Origin of the sequence: Lawsonibacter sp. LCP25S3_E2, assembly GCF_052117285.1 — a bacterium.
Lineage (GTDB): Bacteria > Bacillota > Clostridia > Oscillospirales > Oscillospiraceae > Lawsonibacter.
Genome location: NZ_JBQKJL010000001.1, coordinates 227,409 through 244,104, shown reverse-complemented (window position 1 = coordinate 244,104; position 16,696 = coordinate 227,409). Strand labels below are relative to the sequence as shown.

Genomic DNA, 16,696 nt, shown 5'->3' with positions numbered 1-16,696 from the left:
TAAGATAGGGACACTGAAGCATTTTGGGAGGATTCGTTTATGCGGGATGGATTTGTAAAGGTTGCCGCCGGAACGCCGGAGATCCGGGTGGCGGACTGCGCCTATAACGCCAAGCAGTGCATAGACCTCATCAGACAGGGGGCGGAGCAGGGGGTCAAAGTGCTGTGCCTGCCCGAGCTGTGTCTGACGGGCTACACCTGCGCCGACCTGTTTTTGCAGGATACCCTTCTGTCCGGGGCGGAAGAAGCCCTGGAGGAGGTGCGCAAGGCCTCAGAGGAAGTGGACATGCTCATCGCAGTGGGCCTGCCGGTGCGCAATAAGTGGGATAACAAACTGTATAATTGCGCGGCAATCCTCCATGGAGGAGAGATTTTGGGATTGGTTCCCAAGACCTATATTCCCAATTATGGGGAGTTTTATGAGCAGCGCTGGTTTGCATCCCGTGCGGGAATCGCGGAAACCATCGAGCTGTGCGGCCAGTCGGTGTGTATGGAAGCGAATGTGCTGTTCCAGTGCGAGAGCATGCCCAATCTGGTGATCGGGGTAGAGATCTGCGAGGACCTCTGGGCCCCCGAGCCCCCGTCCACGGCCCTGGCACGGGCGGGCGCTACCCTGATCCTCAACCTGTCCGCCTCCAACGAGACTGTGGGCAAGGCCGGCTACCGCCGCTGCCTGGTGTCCGGCCAGTCCGGGCGGCTCATGTGCGGCTATGTGTACGCCGATGCCGGAGAGGGAGAATCCACCACTGACCTGGTCTTTGCCGGGCACAATCTGATCGGGGAGAACGGGACCATTTTGGCAGAGAAGCGCTTTGAGACGGGACTGACCATTTCGGAGATCGATGTGGACAAGCTGGTCTATGAGCGCAGGAGAGTCAACACCTTTACCAGAAGTGACCAGGAGATCTGGCGCGGTTCCTTTGATTTGCAGCTGGAGGACACCGTCCTCACCCGGCCGGTGGAAAAAAACCCCTTTGTCCCCGCCGACCAGGGGGACCGGGATGCCCGGTGTCAGGAGATCCTGACCATTGCTGCTCTGGGGCTTAAGAAGCGCCTGGCCCATACCAACGCCAAAACCGCTGTGGTGGGCCTGTCCGGCGGCCTGGACTCCACCCTGGCCCTGCTCATCACCGCACGGGCCATGGATCTGCTGGGCCGTCCCCGCACGGATATTACCGCCATCACCATGCCCTGCTTTGGCACCACCAGCCGCACCAAGTCCAACGCCCAGATCCTGGCCGAGCGCATGGGCACCACCTTCCGGGAGATCGACATCGGCCCGGCGGTGAAGGTCCACTTTCAGGACATCGGCCAGTCCATGGAGGACCTGTCCGTCACATTTGAGAACGGCCAGGCCCGTGAGCGCACCCAGGTCCTCATGGACGTAGCCAACCGCTTCGGCGGCATGGTTATCGGTACTGGAGACCTGAGCGAGCTGGCCCTGGGCTGGGCCACCTACAACGGGGACCACATGTCCATGTACGGGGTAAACGGCTCCATCCCCAAGACTCTGGTGCGCCACCTGGTGGCTTACTACGCCGACCAGGCGGAGCCTAGCGACCCCAAGCTGGCTGCCGTGCTCCGGGACATTCTGGACACCCCAGTCTCCCCCGAGCTGCTGCCCCCCAAGGAGGGGGAGATCGCCCAGCGCACCGAGGACCTGGTGGGGCCCTACGAGCTCCACGACTTCTTCCTCTACTACGCCGTCCGCTGGGGCTTCCCGCCTAAAAAGGTGTTCCGCCTGGCCATGGCGGCCCTGGGTGAGACCTATGGCCGGGAGACCATTTTGAAATGGCTTCATAACTTCTACCGCCGCTTCTTTGCCCAGCAGTTTAAGCGCTCCTGCCTCCCCGACGGACCCAAGGTGGGCTCGGTTACCCTGTCCCCCCGCGGCGACTGGCGGATGCCCAGCGACGCGGTGAACGCCCTGTGGCGGAAAGAGCTGGAAACCCTGTCCTGAATATACGTTCCTGCGGCCCCCTTTGGGGCCGCTTTTTTACGCAAAAATGTAAAGCCAGCTTGACATGTAGCGAGGCAAGTGCTATACTACGAAATGTAAAGGAAGCTTTACTTTTTGAGGGGGTGTTCCATTGACCAATAAAATTGCCCAGCTGCGCAAGGAGCGCCGCATCTCTCAAGCGGAGCTGGCCGACGCGGTGGATGTGACCCGACAGACCATTATTTCCCTGGAAAACGGGCGGTATAACGCCTCTCTGCTCCTGGCTCACCGGATTGCCAAATACTTTGGCCTGGCCATTGAGGACGTATTTCTGTTTGAGGAGGAAGAGGGATGAAACCAGATGTTTGGAAGAAGCTGCGCATCCGGGAACGAATGGCGCAGGCGGTCATTGTGATCAGCATCATGGCCCGATACGTTGTGATTCCGAACTTCGATTTGGAGCCTGGGCTTGCGCATATCCTGGAAAACGCCTTTCAAGGCGCCTTCGGTGCCGCCCTGATTTTGCTGATTCTCTGGGGAATCCGCAGAGAGGGATGGGAAAAGGCCAGCCCCCAACAGCGGCGGGAGATGGAGCTGGAGGAGCTGGATGAACGGAACGTGGCCATCCGGGAGAAGGCGGCCGCCTTTGCCTTTGATGTATCCTGTGACGGGCTTGTGGTGTTGTTTTTCCTTATGTCCACCCTGGAGTGTACGCTGGCAGAATATGGTGTGCTGGCGGTACTGGTGCTTCAGCTCATCGCCTATGAGGGACGAAGTGTTTGGCTGAAAAAGCGGATGTAAAGCGGGTTTGCGCGGAAAGGATGGAAGAAATGAAAAAACCGGCTCAGTGGAAGATCACGCTGGCCTGGGCGCTGTGCGTGGGCGGATTTTTGTACAATACCTTCGTCCTGGATTTTCCTGGTTCTGAGATTTACCAGCTCAGCCGCACTGCTGCACGGTTTCTGTCCTATTTGGGGCTGAGCCGAATCTGTGCCTGGAGTTTGGCAAAGGACCGCTGGGAAAAGGCCTCGCCGGAGCAGCGGCGGGACATGGAGCGGGAGGACCGGGACGAGCGCCTGCAGATGATCCGGGATAAGGCGGCCTATCAGACCTGGAAGTATATGGACTGGGTGCTGCTGGCGGGAATGGCCGCGATGCTGGTGCTGGGGTGCCGGTATGGAGTCATCGGTTTTGCGGCGGCAAATCTGGCCAACAGTGTGCTGTATGCCCTGTCATACAGCCGCCTGTCAAAAGAGTATTAGGGGGGAGAAGCTGTGAAAAAAGGATGTCGGAAACCTACGGCGGCGGAGTGGATCTTTTGTCTGCTGCTGATCCCGGTGGGCGTATTTTTTTCCGACGGAGCCCACTATGTGGGAACCTACTCCTGCATAGGACTGGGCGGGGGGATTGGAGGCCTGATCGGTCTGAGCTGGCGGCTTCACAGCTACAATAAGCTTTCTCCCCAGCGCAAGCGGGAAGTGGAGCTGGAGGAGCGGGATGAACGGAATATCGCCATCCGAGAAAAAGCGGGAAGTGTTACCTGGAAAGTGTTGATCGCCGGCCTGCTTGTGACGGCAATGATTGCTTCCCAGTTTGACTTTACCATCACTCTGGTATGCTATGGACTGGCGCTGGCAGGCCTGCTGGTCAACATAGCGGCCGAGCTCTGGCTGAAAAAGATAATGTAGGGGGGATCCGCATGAAAAAGCAGAACAATTTTTTGCCCGCCCTGGCCCTGGGCCTTGCCGTTGGGCTGGGCGTGGCGGCGGCCGTTCTGGGAGAGCGGCTGTCCGCCCCAATCAGCGGGATCGCCTTCGGTCTGGCCGGAGCCATCGGCGGCCTGTCTGCCTCCAAGCTCATCCTGGCCCATTTTGACCGAACCTGGACCCCGGAGCAGCGCCGGGAAATTGAGCGGGCGGAGCGGGACGAGCGCAATGTGGCCATCCGGGAAAAGGCGGCCTACTCCAGCTGGTACTGGACCTTGTATCTCCTGTGGGGGCTCTTTTTCCTGACCCTGATTCTGCGGGGCGGGATGTATACGGCCTTGGTGTCGGTGGCCATCGTGCTCCACTGTGTCTTTTACATGGTGAATATGAATCGGTGGATGAAAAAGCTATGAGACGGCTGGAACTTTCCATCACCCCGGAGTTGGCCGGAATCAAGGTGGACACCCTGCTCAAGCGGCACCTCCATTTGTCGGGAACGGTGGTGCGGCGGATCAAGTGGCTGCCTGACGGTATTCTGGCAGACGGTTTCCGGGTCAATACCCGTTTCTGCCCCCAGGAGGGGCAGGTGCTGTCCGTGCGCCTGGACGACCCCGAGCGCAGAAGCGGCATTGTGCCCGCCCCTGGGCCGCTGGACATTCTCTATGAGGACGGGGACATGGTGGTGCTGAACAAGGCCCCTGGGGTGTCCGTCCACCCAGGGCCGGGGCATTTTGATGATACGCTGGGTAATTTTCTCCTTTATCATTACGATTTGGAGGGAGAAACGGCGGACTTTCACCCAGTCCACCGGCTGGACCGGGGGACCTCCGGCCTGCTGGCGGCGGCCAAGCACCCCCACGCCCAGGAGGTGCTGAAAAACCAGCTCCATACCAACGCCTTCCGCCGGACCTATCTGGCCATCTGCGAAGGGGTGCCGGAGCCCGGCGAGGGGACCATCGAAGCGCCCCTGGGGCCAAAGCCCGGCTCCCTGATGGAGCAGATGGTGCGCCCCGACGGGAAATTTGCCCGTACCCGGTATAAGGTGCTGGGAACCTATGGGGGGCGGGCCCTGGTGGAGCTGGAGCTGGATACCGGCCGCACCCACCAGATCCGGGTCCATATGGCCCACATGGGGCACCCCCTCACCGGGGACTTCCTCTACGGACAGGAGGACCGGACGCTCATCCCCCGCCCTGCCCTCCATTCCGCCCGGCTGGAGCTGTGCCACCCGGTCCATGGGGAACAGATGACCTTTACAGCGCCTCTCCCCCAGGATATGGAAAAACTCATGCAGTCCAGCAAACTTTTTTGATCTTTCCCCGTCCCTTGTGGAAAATTCCCTAGAAATCAAACAAGCCCTGTGGTATACTTGTAGGCAGAATCACCTAAATTTCCTGACGGGAGGTTATGAAATATGTCCTATAAAGATACGTATGAAGCCTGGCTCAACAGCCCCGCCCTGTCTGCTGAGGAAAAGGCTGAGCTGGAGGCCATCCAAAATGACGAGAAGGAGATCGAGGGCCGGTTTTTTGACCAGCTCTCCTTTGGTACCGCCGGTCTGCGGGGCACCATGGGGGTGGGCCTGTACCGGATGAATGTCCATGTGATCCGCCATGCCACCCAGGCCTTTGCCCAGGTGGTGCTGGAGGAGGGACCGGAGGCTGCGGCTCGGGGCGTGGCCATCTGCTTTGACTGCCGGAATAACTCCGACGTCTTTGCACGGGAGGCCGCCTGTGTCATGGCGGGCAACGGGATCCCTGTGCGCCTGTTTGAGTCTCTGCGTCCCACCCCGGAGCTGAGCTTTGCCATCCGGGAGTACGGCTGCATCGCGGGCATCAACGTCACCGCCAGCCACAACCCCAAGGAGTATAACGGCTACAAGGTCTACTGGGAGGACGGCGCCCAGCTGCCCCCCAAGCACGCCGACGAGGTGGCCAAGAAGATGAAGGAGCTGGACGTGTTCGCCTGCGTCAAGACCATGGACTACGACCAGGCCGTGGCCGAGGGCAAGATCGTCCTCATGGGTGCGGAGACCGACGAAAAGTTCCTGGCCAACGTGATGGGGCAAGTCAACGACAAGGCTGTGGTAGAGCAGGTGGCCGACACCTTCAAGATGGTCTACACCCCCTTCCACGGCACCGGCTACAAGCTGATTCCCGAGGCCCTCAAGCGCCTGGGCCTCAAGCATGTGATCTGCGTGCCCGAGCAGATGGTCATTGACGGCAACTTCCCCACCGTGGCCTCTCCCAACCCGGAGAATCCCGAGGGCTTCTATCTGGCGGTGGACCTGGCCAAGAAGGAAGGGGCCGACTTTATCCTGGGCTCTGACCCCGATGCCGACCGAGTGGGCATCATGGTGAACACCGGCAGCGGAGAGTTCAAAGTCATCTCCGGCAACCAGACGGGCGTTTTGCTGCTGGACTATCTCATCGGCGCCAAGAAGCGCACGGGAAAGATGCCCGAAAAGCCCGTGGCCCTGAAGACCATCGTCACCACCGAAATGGCCCGGAAGGTGGCCCAGGTCAACGGCCTTGCCTGCTACGACACCTTCACCGGCTTTAAATTCCTGGCTCAGAAGAAGGACCAGCTGGAGAACAGCGGCCAGGGCAAGGTGATCTTTGCCTATGAGGAGTCCTACGGCTACATGTTGGGTGACTATGTCCGGGACAAGGACGCGGTGACCGCCAGTGTGGAGCTCAGCGAGATGGCTGCCTGGTACGCCAGCCAGGGCATGACCCTCTATGATGCCCTGCTGGCCCTGTATGAAAAGTACGGCTATTACAGTGAAAAGACCCTGAACCTGGTGATGCCCGGCCTGGACGGCCTGAAGAAGATGGCCGATTTGATGGCTGACCTGCGGGAGAAGCCCCCGGTGGAGATTGCCGGTGTGGCGGTCAAGGAGCAGAAGGACTACCAGGATGGCAGCGTGGTCTGTGTGGCCGATGGAACCAAGACCACCATGGAGCTGTCCGGCTCCAACGTGCTGCGCTATGAAATGGCTGACGGAACCAGCCTCATCGTCCGGCCCTCTGGTACCGAGCCCAAGGTCAAGGTCTATATCCTGGCCAATGGGGCCACACGGGAGGAGGCCGACGCCAAGACGGCCCAATACGCCGTTTGGGCGGAGAGCCTGAAGAGATAATACAAAAAAGCTGTGCACCCAGGTGGGTGCACAGCTTTTTTATAGACGTTATGACCTTATGAATGAAGGGTTTCGTTGGCAATTTGAATGAACCGCTCCCCAAAGTGGGACAGATAGCGGTCCTTGCGGTAGCCCGCCACCAGCTTGCTGAAGGTGGAGGGATCGGTGAGGGGAAAGAGGTCCACGCCGGCCGACCCCGGAGAGGGGACCGGCAGGGCCCGGAGGAAGAGCTCCGGGCAAATGGTGATGCCGATGCCCGCCTCGGCCATGGCCAGGGTGGTGACGGTGTTTTCCGTCTCCAGAATCAGGTTGGGCTTAAAGTAGTAGCGGCTGAAGTACTGGTCCACAATATTGCGGGTGCGGTTGCCCCGCTTGATGAGCACAAAGGGGGCGTCCCGGAACTGGCTGATGTCCGCCCCCTGGGTAAACTGGGCGCGGATGCTGTCGGCCTGGGTGCCGAACAGGCGGTCGGTAAAGGTTTTGGGAACCACCATGACCAGCTTTTGTTCGGTTAAGGGGACCGTATTGACCCCATCCATGATGATGGGCTGAAAGCAGATGATCAAATCGGTCCGGCCATGGGACAGCTCGTCCTCCAGCTGGGTGGAGTTGCCCTCAAACAGGGAAAATTCCACCAGAGGAAATTCACTGTGGAATTTAGGCAGAATGTCCGGCAGCAGGGCCAGACCGCAGGTGTGGGAGATGCCCACCCGGAGCACTCCCATGTACTGGCGGTTGATGTCGCCTACTTTGGATAAGTACTGGCTGTGCAGGTCTAAAATCTGGGTGGCGGTGTCAACCAAAAGGTCTCCTGCGTAGGTAAGGGACAGCTTTGGAGAGCGGGTAAAGAGTTTGACCCCCAGCTCCCGCTCCAGGTTGCCGATGTGGTTGGACAGGGACTGCTGGGAGATGTACAGCCGCTCGGCCGCTTTGGTGATATTGAGCTCCTCCGCCACAGTAAGGAAATATTTCAGGTGTTGAAAGTTCAAAGGGAACCTCCTTTTTTTGCAAGACCGCCCGGACAGGTTCAAAAGCACAGGGCGAAGTAAACGCTGTACAAAGTATACCACAGCCATTTGGCTGTGGCAACCCTCAACAAAAAGATACTTCCCAAAAAGGTTCAAATATGGCATAATACTCAATAGAAAAGCTCCTATAAAAGGGCAAAAGGCCCTACATGATAGAAAGGAAGGAAGATGTCTTATGAAATGTCTTATCATTGACGCCGTCTCTCCCGCCATTGCCGAAGAACTGGGCAAGTATATGCAGGTGGACACCAAGATGCTGCCCACCCAGGCCGAGCTGGCCGCTATGATCGGGGATTATGATGTCCTGATCATGCGCGTGGACCCCGCCATCAACAAGGAGATCCTGGACGCCGCCAAGAACCTGAAGGTCATCGGCGTGTGCTCTGTGGGTCTGAACCACATCGATCTGGACGCCGCCAAGGCCAACGGCATTCAGGTCTTCAACGCTCCCGGCCTCAACGGCAACGCCGTGGCTGAGCTGACCTTCTCCAAGATGCTGGATATCTCCCGTCACACCATCCCCGCCAACTACGACGTGAAGGTCAACAAGACCTGGGACAAGTATAAGTTCGTGGGCCGCGAGCTGCGGGGCAAGACCTTGGGTATTCTGGGCTTTGGCCGCATCGGCCAGCGCGTGGGCGAGCTGGCTCACGCCTTCAAGATGGACGTGGTGGCCTATGACCCCTATCTGCCCGCCAATGTGTTTGAGGAGCAGAACGCCAAGAGCTGCACCATTGAAGAGGTGCTGAAAGTTTCTGACTTTGTCACCATCCACATGCCCCTCACCCCCGAGACCAAGGACCTCTTCAACGCCAAGTCCATTGCCGAGATGAAGGACGGCGCTGTGGTTCTGAACATGGCCCGCGGCGGCATTGTCAACGAGCAGGATATGTATGAGGCCCTGAAGTCCGGCAAGCTGGGCGGCTACGCCTCCGACGTGATGGAGAACGAGCTGGCCGCCGGCGGCCTGACCGAGGGTGCTGGCTTCGACTCCCCCCTGTTTGAGTGCGACAACTTCGTGGTGACCCCCCACCTGGGTGCTCAGACCGTGGACGCTTCCCGCGACATCGGCCAGCACATCATTGGCAAGGTGAAAGAGGCCCTGGATCTGAAGTAAACCGTTTTTCCGAAGGCGGACGCCCCGCGGGGCGTCCGCCTTTTTTGCCCAAAATACCCTGGAAGGGGCTGTCCTTCTTGCGCCGCAGGGAAGAAAACGGTATAATAAAAAGGACTTTTAGGATGGAAAGGCGGTTGACGCTTATGAACGTTCAGAGACAGCGGGAGGAGATCTGTGAAGTCTGCCATCTCCTGTACCAGCGGGGATATGTGGTGAGCAACGACGGAAATGTTTCCCTGCGGGTGGAGGCGGATAAAATCCTTATTACCCCCTCCGGTGTGGGCAAGGGCCGCATAACCCCGGAGATGCTGGTGCTGTGTGATCTGGAGGGGAATGTTTTGGAGGGGGACCGCTATCCCTCCTCCGAGAGCAAAATGCACCTGATGGTCTACCGGGAACGGGAGGACGTTATGAGCGTAGTCCATGCCCATCCCCCCATGTCCACTGCCTTCGCCATCTGCCGCCGCCCCCTGAAGGAGCGGTATTTGTCCGAGATGGTGGCGGGGCTGGGAGAGGTGCCGGTGACGGAATTTGCCATGCTCTCCACCAACGAGGTGGCTGACAGCGTGCGGCCCTATGTGCATGACCACAATGCTGTGCTGCTGGCCAACCACGGCTCTCTGGCCTGGGGGCCCACCCTTCTGTCGGCCTTTGACCGGCTGGAGACAGTGGAGCAGACCGCGAAGATCTATTACTACGTCAGCCGTATGGGCGGCGGCGTGGAAATTTCCCAGGAACAGGCGGACACCCTGCGCTCTATGGGGGACTATTACCGCAAGCTGGCGGGCAAGCGGGAATGATGGGAGGACAGCGTATGGAACACACCTACACCGCCCAGGAGGTCATTGAGCTGCTGGGGATGGTTCCCCACGAGGAGGGGGGCTGGTACACCTTTGTCACCGCCAGCGGAGTTTCCCTTCCTGCCGGTGCAGTGCCCGGAATTGGGGGAGCGCGGGACAGCTGCAGTATGATTTACTACTTGCTCCAAAAAGGTGAAATCTCCCGGTGGCACCAGCTGCGCGCCAGTGAGGTCTGGGCCTGGCACATGGGGGGCAGCCTGGAGATGACCCTGGGCGGCATGGGAGATGCCCCCCGGCCGGAGGGCACCCTGTCCCTGGGCCCCCGGCTGAGTATGGGAGAGCGGCCCCAGATCCTGGCCCCGGCCAACCAGTGGCAGACCACCCGCCTGGTGGAGGGGGACTTTGCCCTGGTCTCCTGTGTGGTGGCCCCCGCCTTTCACCAGGAGGACTGCCTGCTGCCGCCCGAGCCCCTGGACAATGAGATCTACGGCTGACAAGGCTAAAACATTGCGGGCCCGGAGCCCGTCCAATTTATGAAACAGGAGTGATTCCAATGCCTGAGGATATCCGGCAGGTAACCCATATTGACAACGTCCGTCTGGGAGAAGATGAGCGCAGCGTGGTCATCATTGACCAGAGCCAGCTGCCCAACCGGACGGTCTATTTGACCCTGCGTACCCCGGAGCAGCTGTATAACGCCATCAAGCTGCTTCAGGTGCGGGGGGCGCCCGCCATCGGCATCTGCGCCGGCTATGGCATCTACGCCCTGGCCCGCCAGTGGGAGATCCAGGACCCGGCAGCATTTGCCAAGGAATTTCATCACTGGAAGGAGTATCTCAACTCCTCCCGGCCCACCGCTGTCAACCTGAGTTGGGCCCTGGAGCGCATGGAGCGGGTGGTAACGGAGCACGAAGGCCAGAGTGTGGAGGAGCTTTTGGAGCTGCTGGGCAAGGAGTGCCGGGCTATCCACCAAGAGGACATTGAAATGTGCCGGGCCATCTCTGAGTACGGCCTGTCTTTGCTCAAGGACGGGGACGGAGTGCTCACCCACTGCAACGCCGGTCCCCTGGCCACCTCCCGGTACGGCACTGCCCTGGGCCCCCTGTTTCTGGGAAAGGAGCAGGGTATGGACCTGCATGTCTTTGCTGATGAGACACGGCCTCTGCTCCAGGGGGCGCGCCTGACCTCTTATGAGCTGCAGAAGGCGGGCATTGACGTGACTCTCATCTGCGACAATATGGCCTCTATTGTCATGAAAAACGGCTGGGTCCAGGCCTGCTTTGTGGGCTGCGACCGCATCGCGGCCAACGGAGACGCCGCCAACAAGATCGGCACCAGCGGCGTGGCCATTCTGGCCAAGCACTATGGGATCCCCTTCTATGTTCTGGGCCCCACCTCCACCATCGACCTGAACTGCCCCGATGGGGACCACATCCCCATTGAGCTGCGGGACCCCGATGAAATTCGGGAGAAGTGGTACGCCGAGCCCATGGCTCTGAAGGAGGTCAAGTGCTATAATCCCGCCTTTGACGTGACCAACCATACCCTGATTACCGCCATTGTGACGGAAAAGGGCATCTGCCGGGCTCCCTTTGAGCAGAGCCTTGCGGAGCTTTTCCGCTGATCGCCGGGGAAAAGAAGGGCGCAGAAGAGAGAAAAGACGGGATTGAAAGATCTTTGTGGAAATTGTGTCTTGCCAAATTGGCACTCTGATAGTAGGATTATTATATTGTCGGTCTGAAACGCCTGGGGCGCTATAAAAGAGGGTCCAAGGAAGGCCGGCATGGACCGGGGAATATGCCCCGGACCTGATATTTACCAAGATATCAAGGAGGAAACGAAACGATGAAACGTAGCAAGAAACTGCTTGCCCTGTGTCTGGCCATGGCCATGACGTTTGCGCTGACCGCCTGCGGCGGCGGCAGCAAGAGCAGCACCAGCCAGTCCGGCAGCGCCCAGAGCGGCTCCGCCGCCCAGAGCCAGCCCGCTGGGGATGCTGAGGGCCTGAAGATCGCCATCGTCACCAGCCCCAACTCCGTGGATGACGGCTCCTTCAACGAGGACAACTACAACGGCGTGCTGAACTTTATCGCCTCCCGCGGCGACATTGACACGGTCAATCCCATTCAGGAGACCAGCGGTGACACCGCCGCCGTGGCTCAGCTGGTGGGCGAGATCGTGGCTGACTATGACGTCATCGTGGCCACCGGCTTCCAGTCCGCCGGCATCGGCCCTGTGGCTCAGGACAACCCCGACAAGTACTTCATCCTGGTGGACACCTTCCCCTCTGACGCGGAGGGCGTGACCATCGAGGAGGGTCTGGACAACATCTATGCTATGCAGTTTGCCGAGCAGGAGAGCGGCTTCTTCGCCGGTGTGGCTGCCGCCCTGGAGACCCAGAGCGGCAAGGTGGCCGTGGTGACCGGCCAGCCCTTCCCCTCCAACGTGAACTATCAGTATGGCTTTGAGTCCGGCGTGAACTACGCCAACAAGCACCTGGGCGCCTCCGCTGAGATCGTGGAGCTGGCCTCCTATGCCGGCACCGACGTGACCAACACCAACGTGGGCGGCAACTACACCGGCAACTTCTCTGACGAGGCCGCCGGCAAGACCCTGGGCGAGGCCCTGATCCGTGAGGGCTGCGACATCATCTTCGTGGCCGCCGGTGCTTCCGGCAACGGCGTGTTCGCCGCCGCCAAGGAGTCCGGCAACTGCAAGATCATCGGCTGCGACGTGGACCAGTATGATGACGGCGCCAACGGCGACAGCAACATCATCCTGACCTCCGCTCTGAAGAACATGGCCATCAACGTGGAGCGTCAGCTCAACGCCATCGTGGACGGCACCTTCCAGGGCGGCAACTACACCCTGACTGCCGAGACCGACTCCACCGGCTATGTCTCCGCCGAGGGCCGTCACCAGATGTCCGCTGAGACCGTGGCCACTCTGGACGAGCTCTATCCCCAGGTGAAGGACGGCACCATCATTCCCGCCGCCAACTTCAACGGCTATACTCCTGAGGAGTTCCCTGGCCTGTAAGCGGGAACCCTTTGGGTCTTAACCCCTAAGCTGTAAATTCGGGGCGCTCCGTTGCCCGACTGTTTAGTCCCGGCGGAGCGCCCCCTCTTTTCTTTTTCCTCGAAGCCCGTACGAAAACGCCGGCGTTCTGATCCCAGTCCGGGCACTGGATTGGGATGAGAACACTGGCAGGACCAGAGCGAAGGAGTGTGATATGGATGGCGGACGAATACATTGTAGAAATGCGGCACATCACCAAGCGGTTTCCCGGCATTGTAGCCAACGATGACATTTCCCTGGGCATTAAAAAGGGTGAGATCTTTGCCCTGCTGGGGGAAAATGGCGCGGGAAAATCCACGCTGATGAGCATGCTGTTTGGAATGTATGAGCCGGATGAGGGGGAAATTTACATCCGCGGCAAGCGGGAGCACATTACCTCCCCCAACTACGCCACGAAGCTGAATATCGGAATGGTGCACCAGCATTTCAAGCTGGTGAGCAACTACACCATTGCCGAGAACATCATCCTGGGCATTGAGCCAAAGCGCCGTTTGGGTATTCTCCCCGTGGTGGATATCAAGGGCACCAACGAAAAGGTGGCCCAGCTGTCCCGCCAGTACGGCCTGGAGGTGGACCCGAAGGCGAAGATCGAGGACATCAATGTGTCCACCCAGCAGCGGGTGGAGATTTTGAAGATGCTCTACCGGGAGGCGGAGATCCTCATTTTTGACGAGCCCACCGCCGTGCTCACCCCCCAGGAGATCGACTTCCTGCTCCAGATCATCCGCAGCCTGCGGGAGGGTGGAAAAACCATCATCCTCATTACCCACAAGCTGGAGGAGATCAAGCAGGTGGCCGACCGCTGCGCCATCCTGAACCGGGGCAAGCTCATTGACATCCTGGATGTGGCCTCCACCTCCACCCAGACCATGGCCAACCTGATGGTGGGCCGGGAGGTGGACTTTGTGGTGGACAAGTCCCCTGCCAAATTTGGCGGCGAGGTGCTGCGGGTGGAACACCTCACGGTGAAAAACCGGGACAATTTCCCGGTGGTCAAGGACGTCTCCTTCTCTGTGCGGGCAGGGGAGATCTTTGCCATCGCCGGCGTGTCGGGCAACGGCCAGGTGGAGATTGCCGACGCGGTGGCCGGTATGGCCCAGGCGGCGGAGGGGACCATTACCCTCAACGGCATCGACATTACCCACATGGATATCCGGCACCGCACGGACCTGGGCATTTCCTATATTCCGGAGGACCGGCAGAACATGGGCCTGGTGCTGGACTTCACCCTGGAGGACAACCTGGCCCTGAAGACCTACTACAAAGAGCCCTTCTGCCATAAGGGGATTTTGCACCATGAGGCCTTCAGCCAGTACGGAGAGCGGCTCATCGAGGAATATGATATCCGTTCCGGCCAGGGGAAGGACACCATCGTGCGCTCCATGTCAGGCGGCAACCAGCAAAAGGCCATTGTAGGCCGGGAGATCGAGCTGGCCTCTCCCCTGATGATCTTTGTCCAGCCCACCCGCGGCCTGGACATCGGCGCCATTGAGAACATTCACCGCCAGATTTTGGCGGAGCGGGACAAGGGCCGGGCCATTTTGCTCATCTCCCTGGAGCTGGACGAGATCATGGGCCTGGCCGACACCATCGGGGTTATTTTCAGCGGTGAGCTTTTGAAAATTGCTCCTGCCGACACGCTGACCACCAATGAGGTGGGGCAATTTATGATGGGGGTGAAGCAGAATGAGGCGGGCTAATCCGGTCACCCGCGGCGTCTTGTTCCTGATGGGCAACGAGCGCCGCCAGCGCATCACCATCCCGGTCTTTGCCATCCTTCTGAGCCTGATTGCCAGCTCCATTGTGCTGCTGATTTTGGGCAAAGACCCTATCGAGGCCTTTATCAGCCTGCTGCGGGGGTCGGGAATCCTGCCCAAGGAGGCCTACGCCGCCAAAAAGAGCATGCTCACCGACTTCCTCAGCTTGCTCAACGCCTGGACCCCCATGCTCTTCGCCTCCCTCTCGGTGGCGGTGGCCATGCGGGCGGGACTGTTCAACATCGGCGTGTCCGGACAGATGCTCTGCGCCGGATTTATTGCCACCATCACCGTGGGCTATACCGAGACGCTGCCCGCCGTGGTGGCCAAGCCCCTGGTGGTGCTCATCGGCCTGGTGACGGGAGCTTTGGTGGCCTCGCTCATTGGCTTTTTGAAGCAGCGGTGGAACATCAACGAGGTGGTTTCCGCCATTATGCTCAACTATATTATCCGCTATATCGTCAGCTTCTTTGTGAAAACCACCATCAATAACCCCTCCACCCGCCAGTCCTGGCCAGTGAGTGCCACGGCCCGCCTGTCCCTGATGGATACGGAACTGGGGGGGCTCAAGATGGACATCCCCCTGGGCATCGTCCTGGCGGCGGCCGCGGTGATTTTGGTCCATTTCCTGTTTACCAAAATGAAGCTGGGCTTTGAACTGCGGGCCATTGGCGGAAACCCGGTGGCCGCCAAATACGCGGGAATCAACGTGGGACGCAATACCATTCTGGTCATGGCCATCTCCGGTGCCCTGGCCGGTCTGGCCGGCGTCACCTATTACCTGGGATACTTTGGCTCTATCCAGCCCGATGTGCTCATTTCCACTGGATTTGACGCCATCGCCGTGTGTATTCTGGGTAACTCCAACCCCATTGGCATCGTGTTCTCCTCCCTGCTCATTTCCATCATTGACAAGGGCAGCACCTATCTCCAGTCCTCCATTGGGGTGCGCCAGGAGATCGGCGCGCTCATTACCGGCCTGATCCTTCTGTTCTCGGCCTGTGGGGCCTACATCGCCTATCTGGTGAACCGGGGCCGCCAGCGGGAAGAGGATGCCAAAAAACTGGCTGCGGGCACCGACGGAAAGGAGGCCCAGGCATGACCTATTTGAATACCATTATCATTGATGGCCTCTCCTTTGCCCTCCCCCTGTTTATCATGGCCATCGGCGGCATCTACTGCGAGCGCAGCGGTGTGACCAACCTGGCCATTGAAGGCCTGCAGGGCATGGGCGCCTTTGTGGGAGCTCTGGCGGCCACCCTGGTCTCCGGGATGTTCGCCGCAGACAGTCAGGCCCCCATGTTCATTGCCATGGCCTTCTCCTTCCTGGGCGGCGGACTTTACGCGGTACTCCACGCGGTGCTGTGCGTGAAGTTCAAGGCCAACCAGGTGATCAGCGGCGTGGTCATCAACATTTTGGCTACCGCCCTGACCACCTTCCTCACCAGCGAGATCTCTACTGCCCTGTTCGGTGCGGCTTCCAACCGCTTCCGTCTGACCACCTCGGTGCGCATGACGGTGCCGGGGCTCTCTGAGATTCCCGTGCTGGGGGCGGTATTTACCAACATCTATCCCTTTGAGCTGGTCATCATCCTGGTGGCTCTGGTGGCCTGGTATGTGCTCTATAAAACCCCCTTCGGCATGCATCTGCGGGCCTGCGGCGACAACCCCCACGCGGTGGACGCCGCCGGCGTGGAGGTGAGCCGGGTGCGGTTCATCGCCGTGATGATTTCCGGCGCCCTGTCCGGATTGGGCGGCATCTGCTTTGCCTACTCCATTTCGGTGCAGTTCTCCTCGGCCATCTATATGGGCTACGGCTACCTGGCCATTGCCGGACTGATTTTTGGCAACTGGCAGATCATGCCTACCCTGGCCGCCTGTCTGATCTTCGGCTTTGCCCGCTCCGGCGGCTTTGCCCTGACCCAGGTGATGGAGCTGCCCTCCGCCTTTACCGATGTGTTTATGACCCTGCCCTACATTGTCACCCTGTTCCTGCTGATCTTCTTCTCCAAGAGCAACCGGGCGCCCCGTGCTCTGGGTGAGATTTACGACAAGGGGAAGCGGTAATTTCTTCTGTGGAAAATCAAATTTGCCGGAAACCGGCCTGTCCTGGATTCAGGACAGGCCGGT

General features: G+C 59.6%; 17 protein-coding genes. 16 read left to right on the top strand and 1 reads right to left on the bottom strand.

Going from position 1 to position 16,696, the window contains the following annotated elements:
* Positions 1-39 precede the first annotated feature (39 nt).
* From ACTQ3R_RS01265 to ACTQ3R_RS01230, 8 genes are all read left to right on the top strand, one after another.
* Positions 40-1,959 carry an NAD(+) synthase gene (locus tag ACTQ3R_RS01265; RefSeq protein ID WP_441777502.1) on the top strand — a complete coding sequence of 640 codons (1,920 nt, stop codon included), beginning with the start codon at positions 40-42 and terminating at the stop codon, positions 1,957-1,959.
* A gap of 130 nt (positions 1,960-2,089) precedes the next feature.
* Positions 2,090-2,293, top strand: a complete 204-nt coding sequence (locus tag ACTQ3R_RS01260; protein WP_441777503.1) for a helix-turn-helix transcriptional regulator — start codon at positions 2,090-2,092, stop codon at positions 2,291-2,293.
* Positions 2,290-2,739 carry a hypothetical protein gene (locus tag ACTQ3R_RS01255; RefSeq protein WP_441777504.1) on the top strand — a complete coding sequence of 150 codons (450 nt, stop codon included), beginning with the start codon at positions 2,290-2,292 and terminating at the stop codon, positions 2,737-2,739. Before ACTQ3R_RS01260 ends, ACTQ3R_RS01255 begins: the two co-directional genes overlap by 4 nt.
* A 29-nt stretch (positions 2,740-2,768) precedes the next feature.
* Positions 2,769-3,200 carry a hypothetical protein gene (locus ACTQ3R_RS01250; protein WP_441777505.1) on the top strand — a complete coding sequence of 144 codons (432 nt, stop codon included), beginning with the start codon at positions 2,769-2,771 and terminating at the stop codon, positions 3,198-3,200.
* Positions 3,201-3,212: 12 nt separating this feature from the next.
* Positions 3,213-3,626 carry a hypothetical protein gene (locus ACTQ3R_RS01245; protein WP_441777506.1) on the top strand — a complete coding sequence of 138 codons (414 nt, stop codon included), beginning with the start codon at positions 3,213-3,215 and terminating at the stop codon, positions 3,624-3,626.
* 11 nt (positions 3,627-3,637) lie between these two features.
* Complete coding sequence (locus ACTQ3R_RS01240) at positions 3,638-4,057, top strand: hypothetical protein (protein ID WP_441777507.1); 420 nt, start codon at positions 3,638-3,640, stop codon at positions 4,055-4,057.
* Positions 4,054-4,956: an RluA family pseudouridine synthase gene (locus ACTQ3R_RS01235; RefSeq protein ID WP_441777508.1), complete on the top strand. Its 903-nt coding sequence runs from the start codon at positions 4,054-4,056 to the stop codon at positions 4,954-4,956. Before ACTQ3R_RS01240 ends, ACTQ3R_RS01235 begins: the two co-directional genes overlap by 4 nt.
* A gap of 102 nt (positions 4,957-5,058) precedes the next feature.
* Positions 5,059-6,786 carry a phospho-sugar mutase gene (locus ACTQ3R_RS01230; RefSeq protein ID WP_441777509.1) on the top strand — a complete coding sequence of 576 codons (1,728 nt, stop codon included), beginning with the start codon at positions 5,059-5,061 and terminating at the stop codon, positions 6,784-6,786.
* Between the two features lie 56 nt (positions 6,787-6,842).
* Here the strand turns inward: ACTQ3R_RS01230 and ACTQ3R_RS01225 are convergent, their stop codons facing one another.
* Positions 6,843-7,775 (bottom strand): LysR family transcriptional regulator, encoded by a 933-nt coding sequence (locus ACTQ3R_RS01225; RefSeq protein ID WP_441777510.1) that lies wholly within the window; start codon positions 7,773-7,775, stop codon positions 6,843-6,845.
* A gap of 214 nt (positions 7,776-7,989) precedes the next feature.
* Here ACTQ3R_RS01225 and ACTQ3R_RS01220 point away from each other — a divergent pair, with 214 nt between their 5' ends.
* From ACTQ3R_RS01220 to ACTQ3R_RS01185, 8 genes are all read left to right on the top strand, one after another.
* Complete coding sequence (locus tag ACTQ3R_RS01220) at positions 7,990-8,931, top strand: D-2-hydroxyacid dehydrogenase (protein WP_441777511.1); 942 nt, start codon at positions 7,990-7,992, stop codon at positions 8,929-8,931.
* A 143-nt stretch (positions 8,932-9,074) separates the two neighbouring features.
* A complete protein-coding gene (locus ACTQ3R_RS01215; RefSeq protein WP_441777512.1) occupies positions 9,075-9,731 on the top strand; it encodes a class II aldolase/adducin family protein in 657 nt (218 codons plus the stop codon).
* A 14-nt stretch (positions 9,732-9,745) separates the two neighbouring features.
* Positions 9,746-10,225, top strand: coding sequence for a cupin domain-containing protein (locus tag ACTQ3R_RS01210; protein WP_441777513.1), 480 nt, complete (start codon positions 9,746-9,748; stop codon positions 10,223-10,225).
* Positions 10,226-10,284: 59 nt separating this feature from the next.
* Positions 10,285-11,355 carry an S-methyl-5-thioribose-1-phosphate isomerase gene (gene mtnA, locus ACTQ3R_RS01205; protein WP_441777514.1) on the top strand — a complete coding sequence of 357 codons (1,071 nt, stop codon included), beginning with the start codon at positions 10,285-10,287 and terminating at the stop codon, positions 11,353-11,355.
* A gap of 221 nt (positions 11,356-11,576) precedes the next feature.
* Complete coding sequence (locus ACTQ3R_RS01200; RefSeq protein WP_441777515.1) at positions 11,577-12,770, top strand: BMP family lipoprotein; 1,194 nt, start codon at positions 11,577-11,579, stop codon at positions 12,768-12,770.
* 197 nt (positions 12,771-12,967) lie between these two features.
* A complete protein-coding gene (locus ACTQ3R_RS01195) occupies positions 12,968-14,509 on the top strand; it encodes an ABC transporter ATP-binding protein (protein ID WP_441777516.1) in 1,542 nt (513 codons plus the stop codon).
* Positions 14,496-15,668, top strand: coding sequence for an ABC transporter permease (locus ACTQ3R_RS01190; protein ID WP_441777517.1), 1,173 nt, complete (start codon positions 14,496-14,498; stop codon positions 15,666-15,668). The genes ACTQ3R_RS01195 and ACTQ3R_RS01190 overlap by 14 nt, the downstream gene beginning before the upstream one ends.
* Positions 15,665-16,633 (top strand): ABC transporter permease, encoded by a 969-nt coding sequence (locus ACTQ3R_RS01185; RefSeq protein WP_441777518.1) that lies wholly within the window; start codon positions 15,665-15,667, stop codon positions 16,631-16,633. The genes ACTQ3R_RS01190 and ACTQ3R_RS01185 overlap by 4 nt, the downstream gene beginning before the upstream one ends.
* Positions 16,634-16,696: the final 63 nt, after the last annotated feature.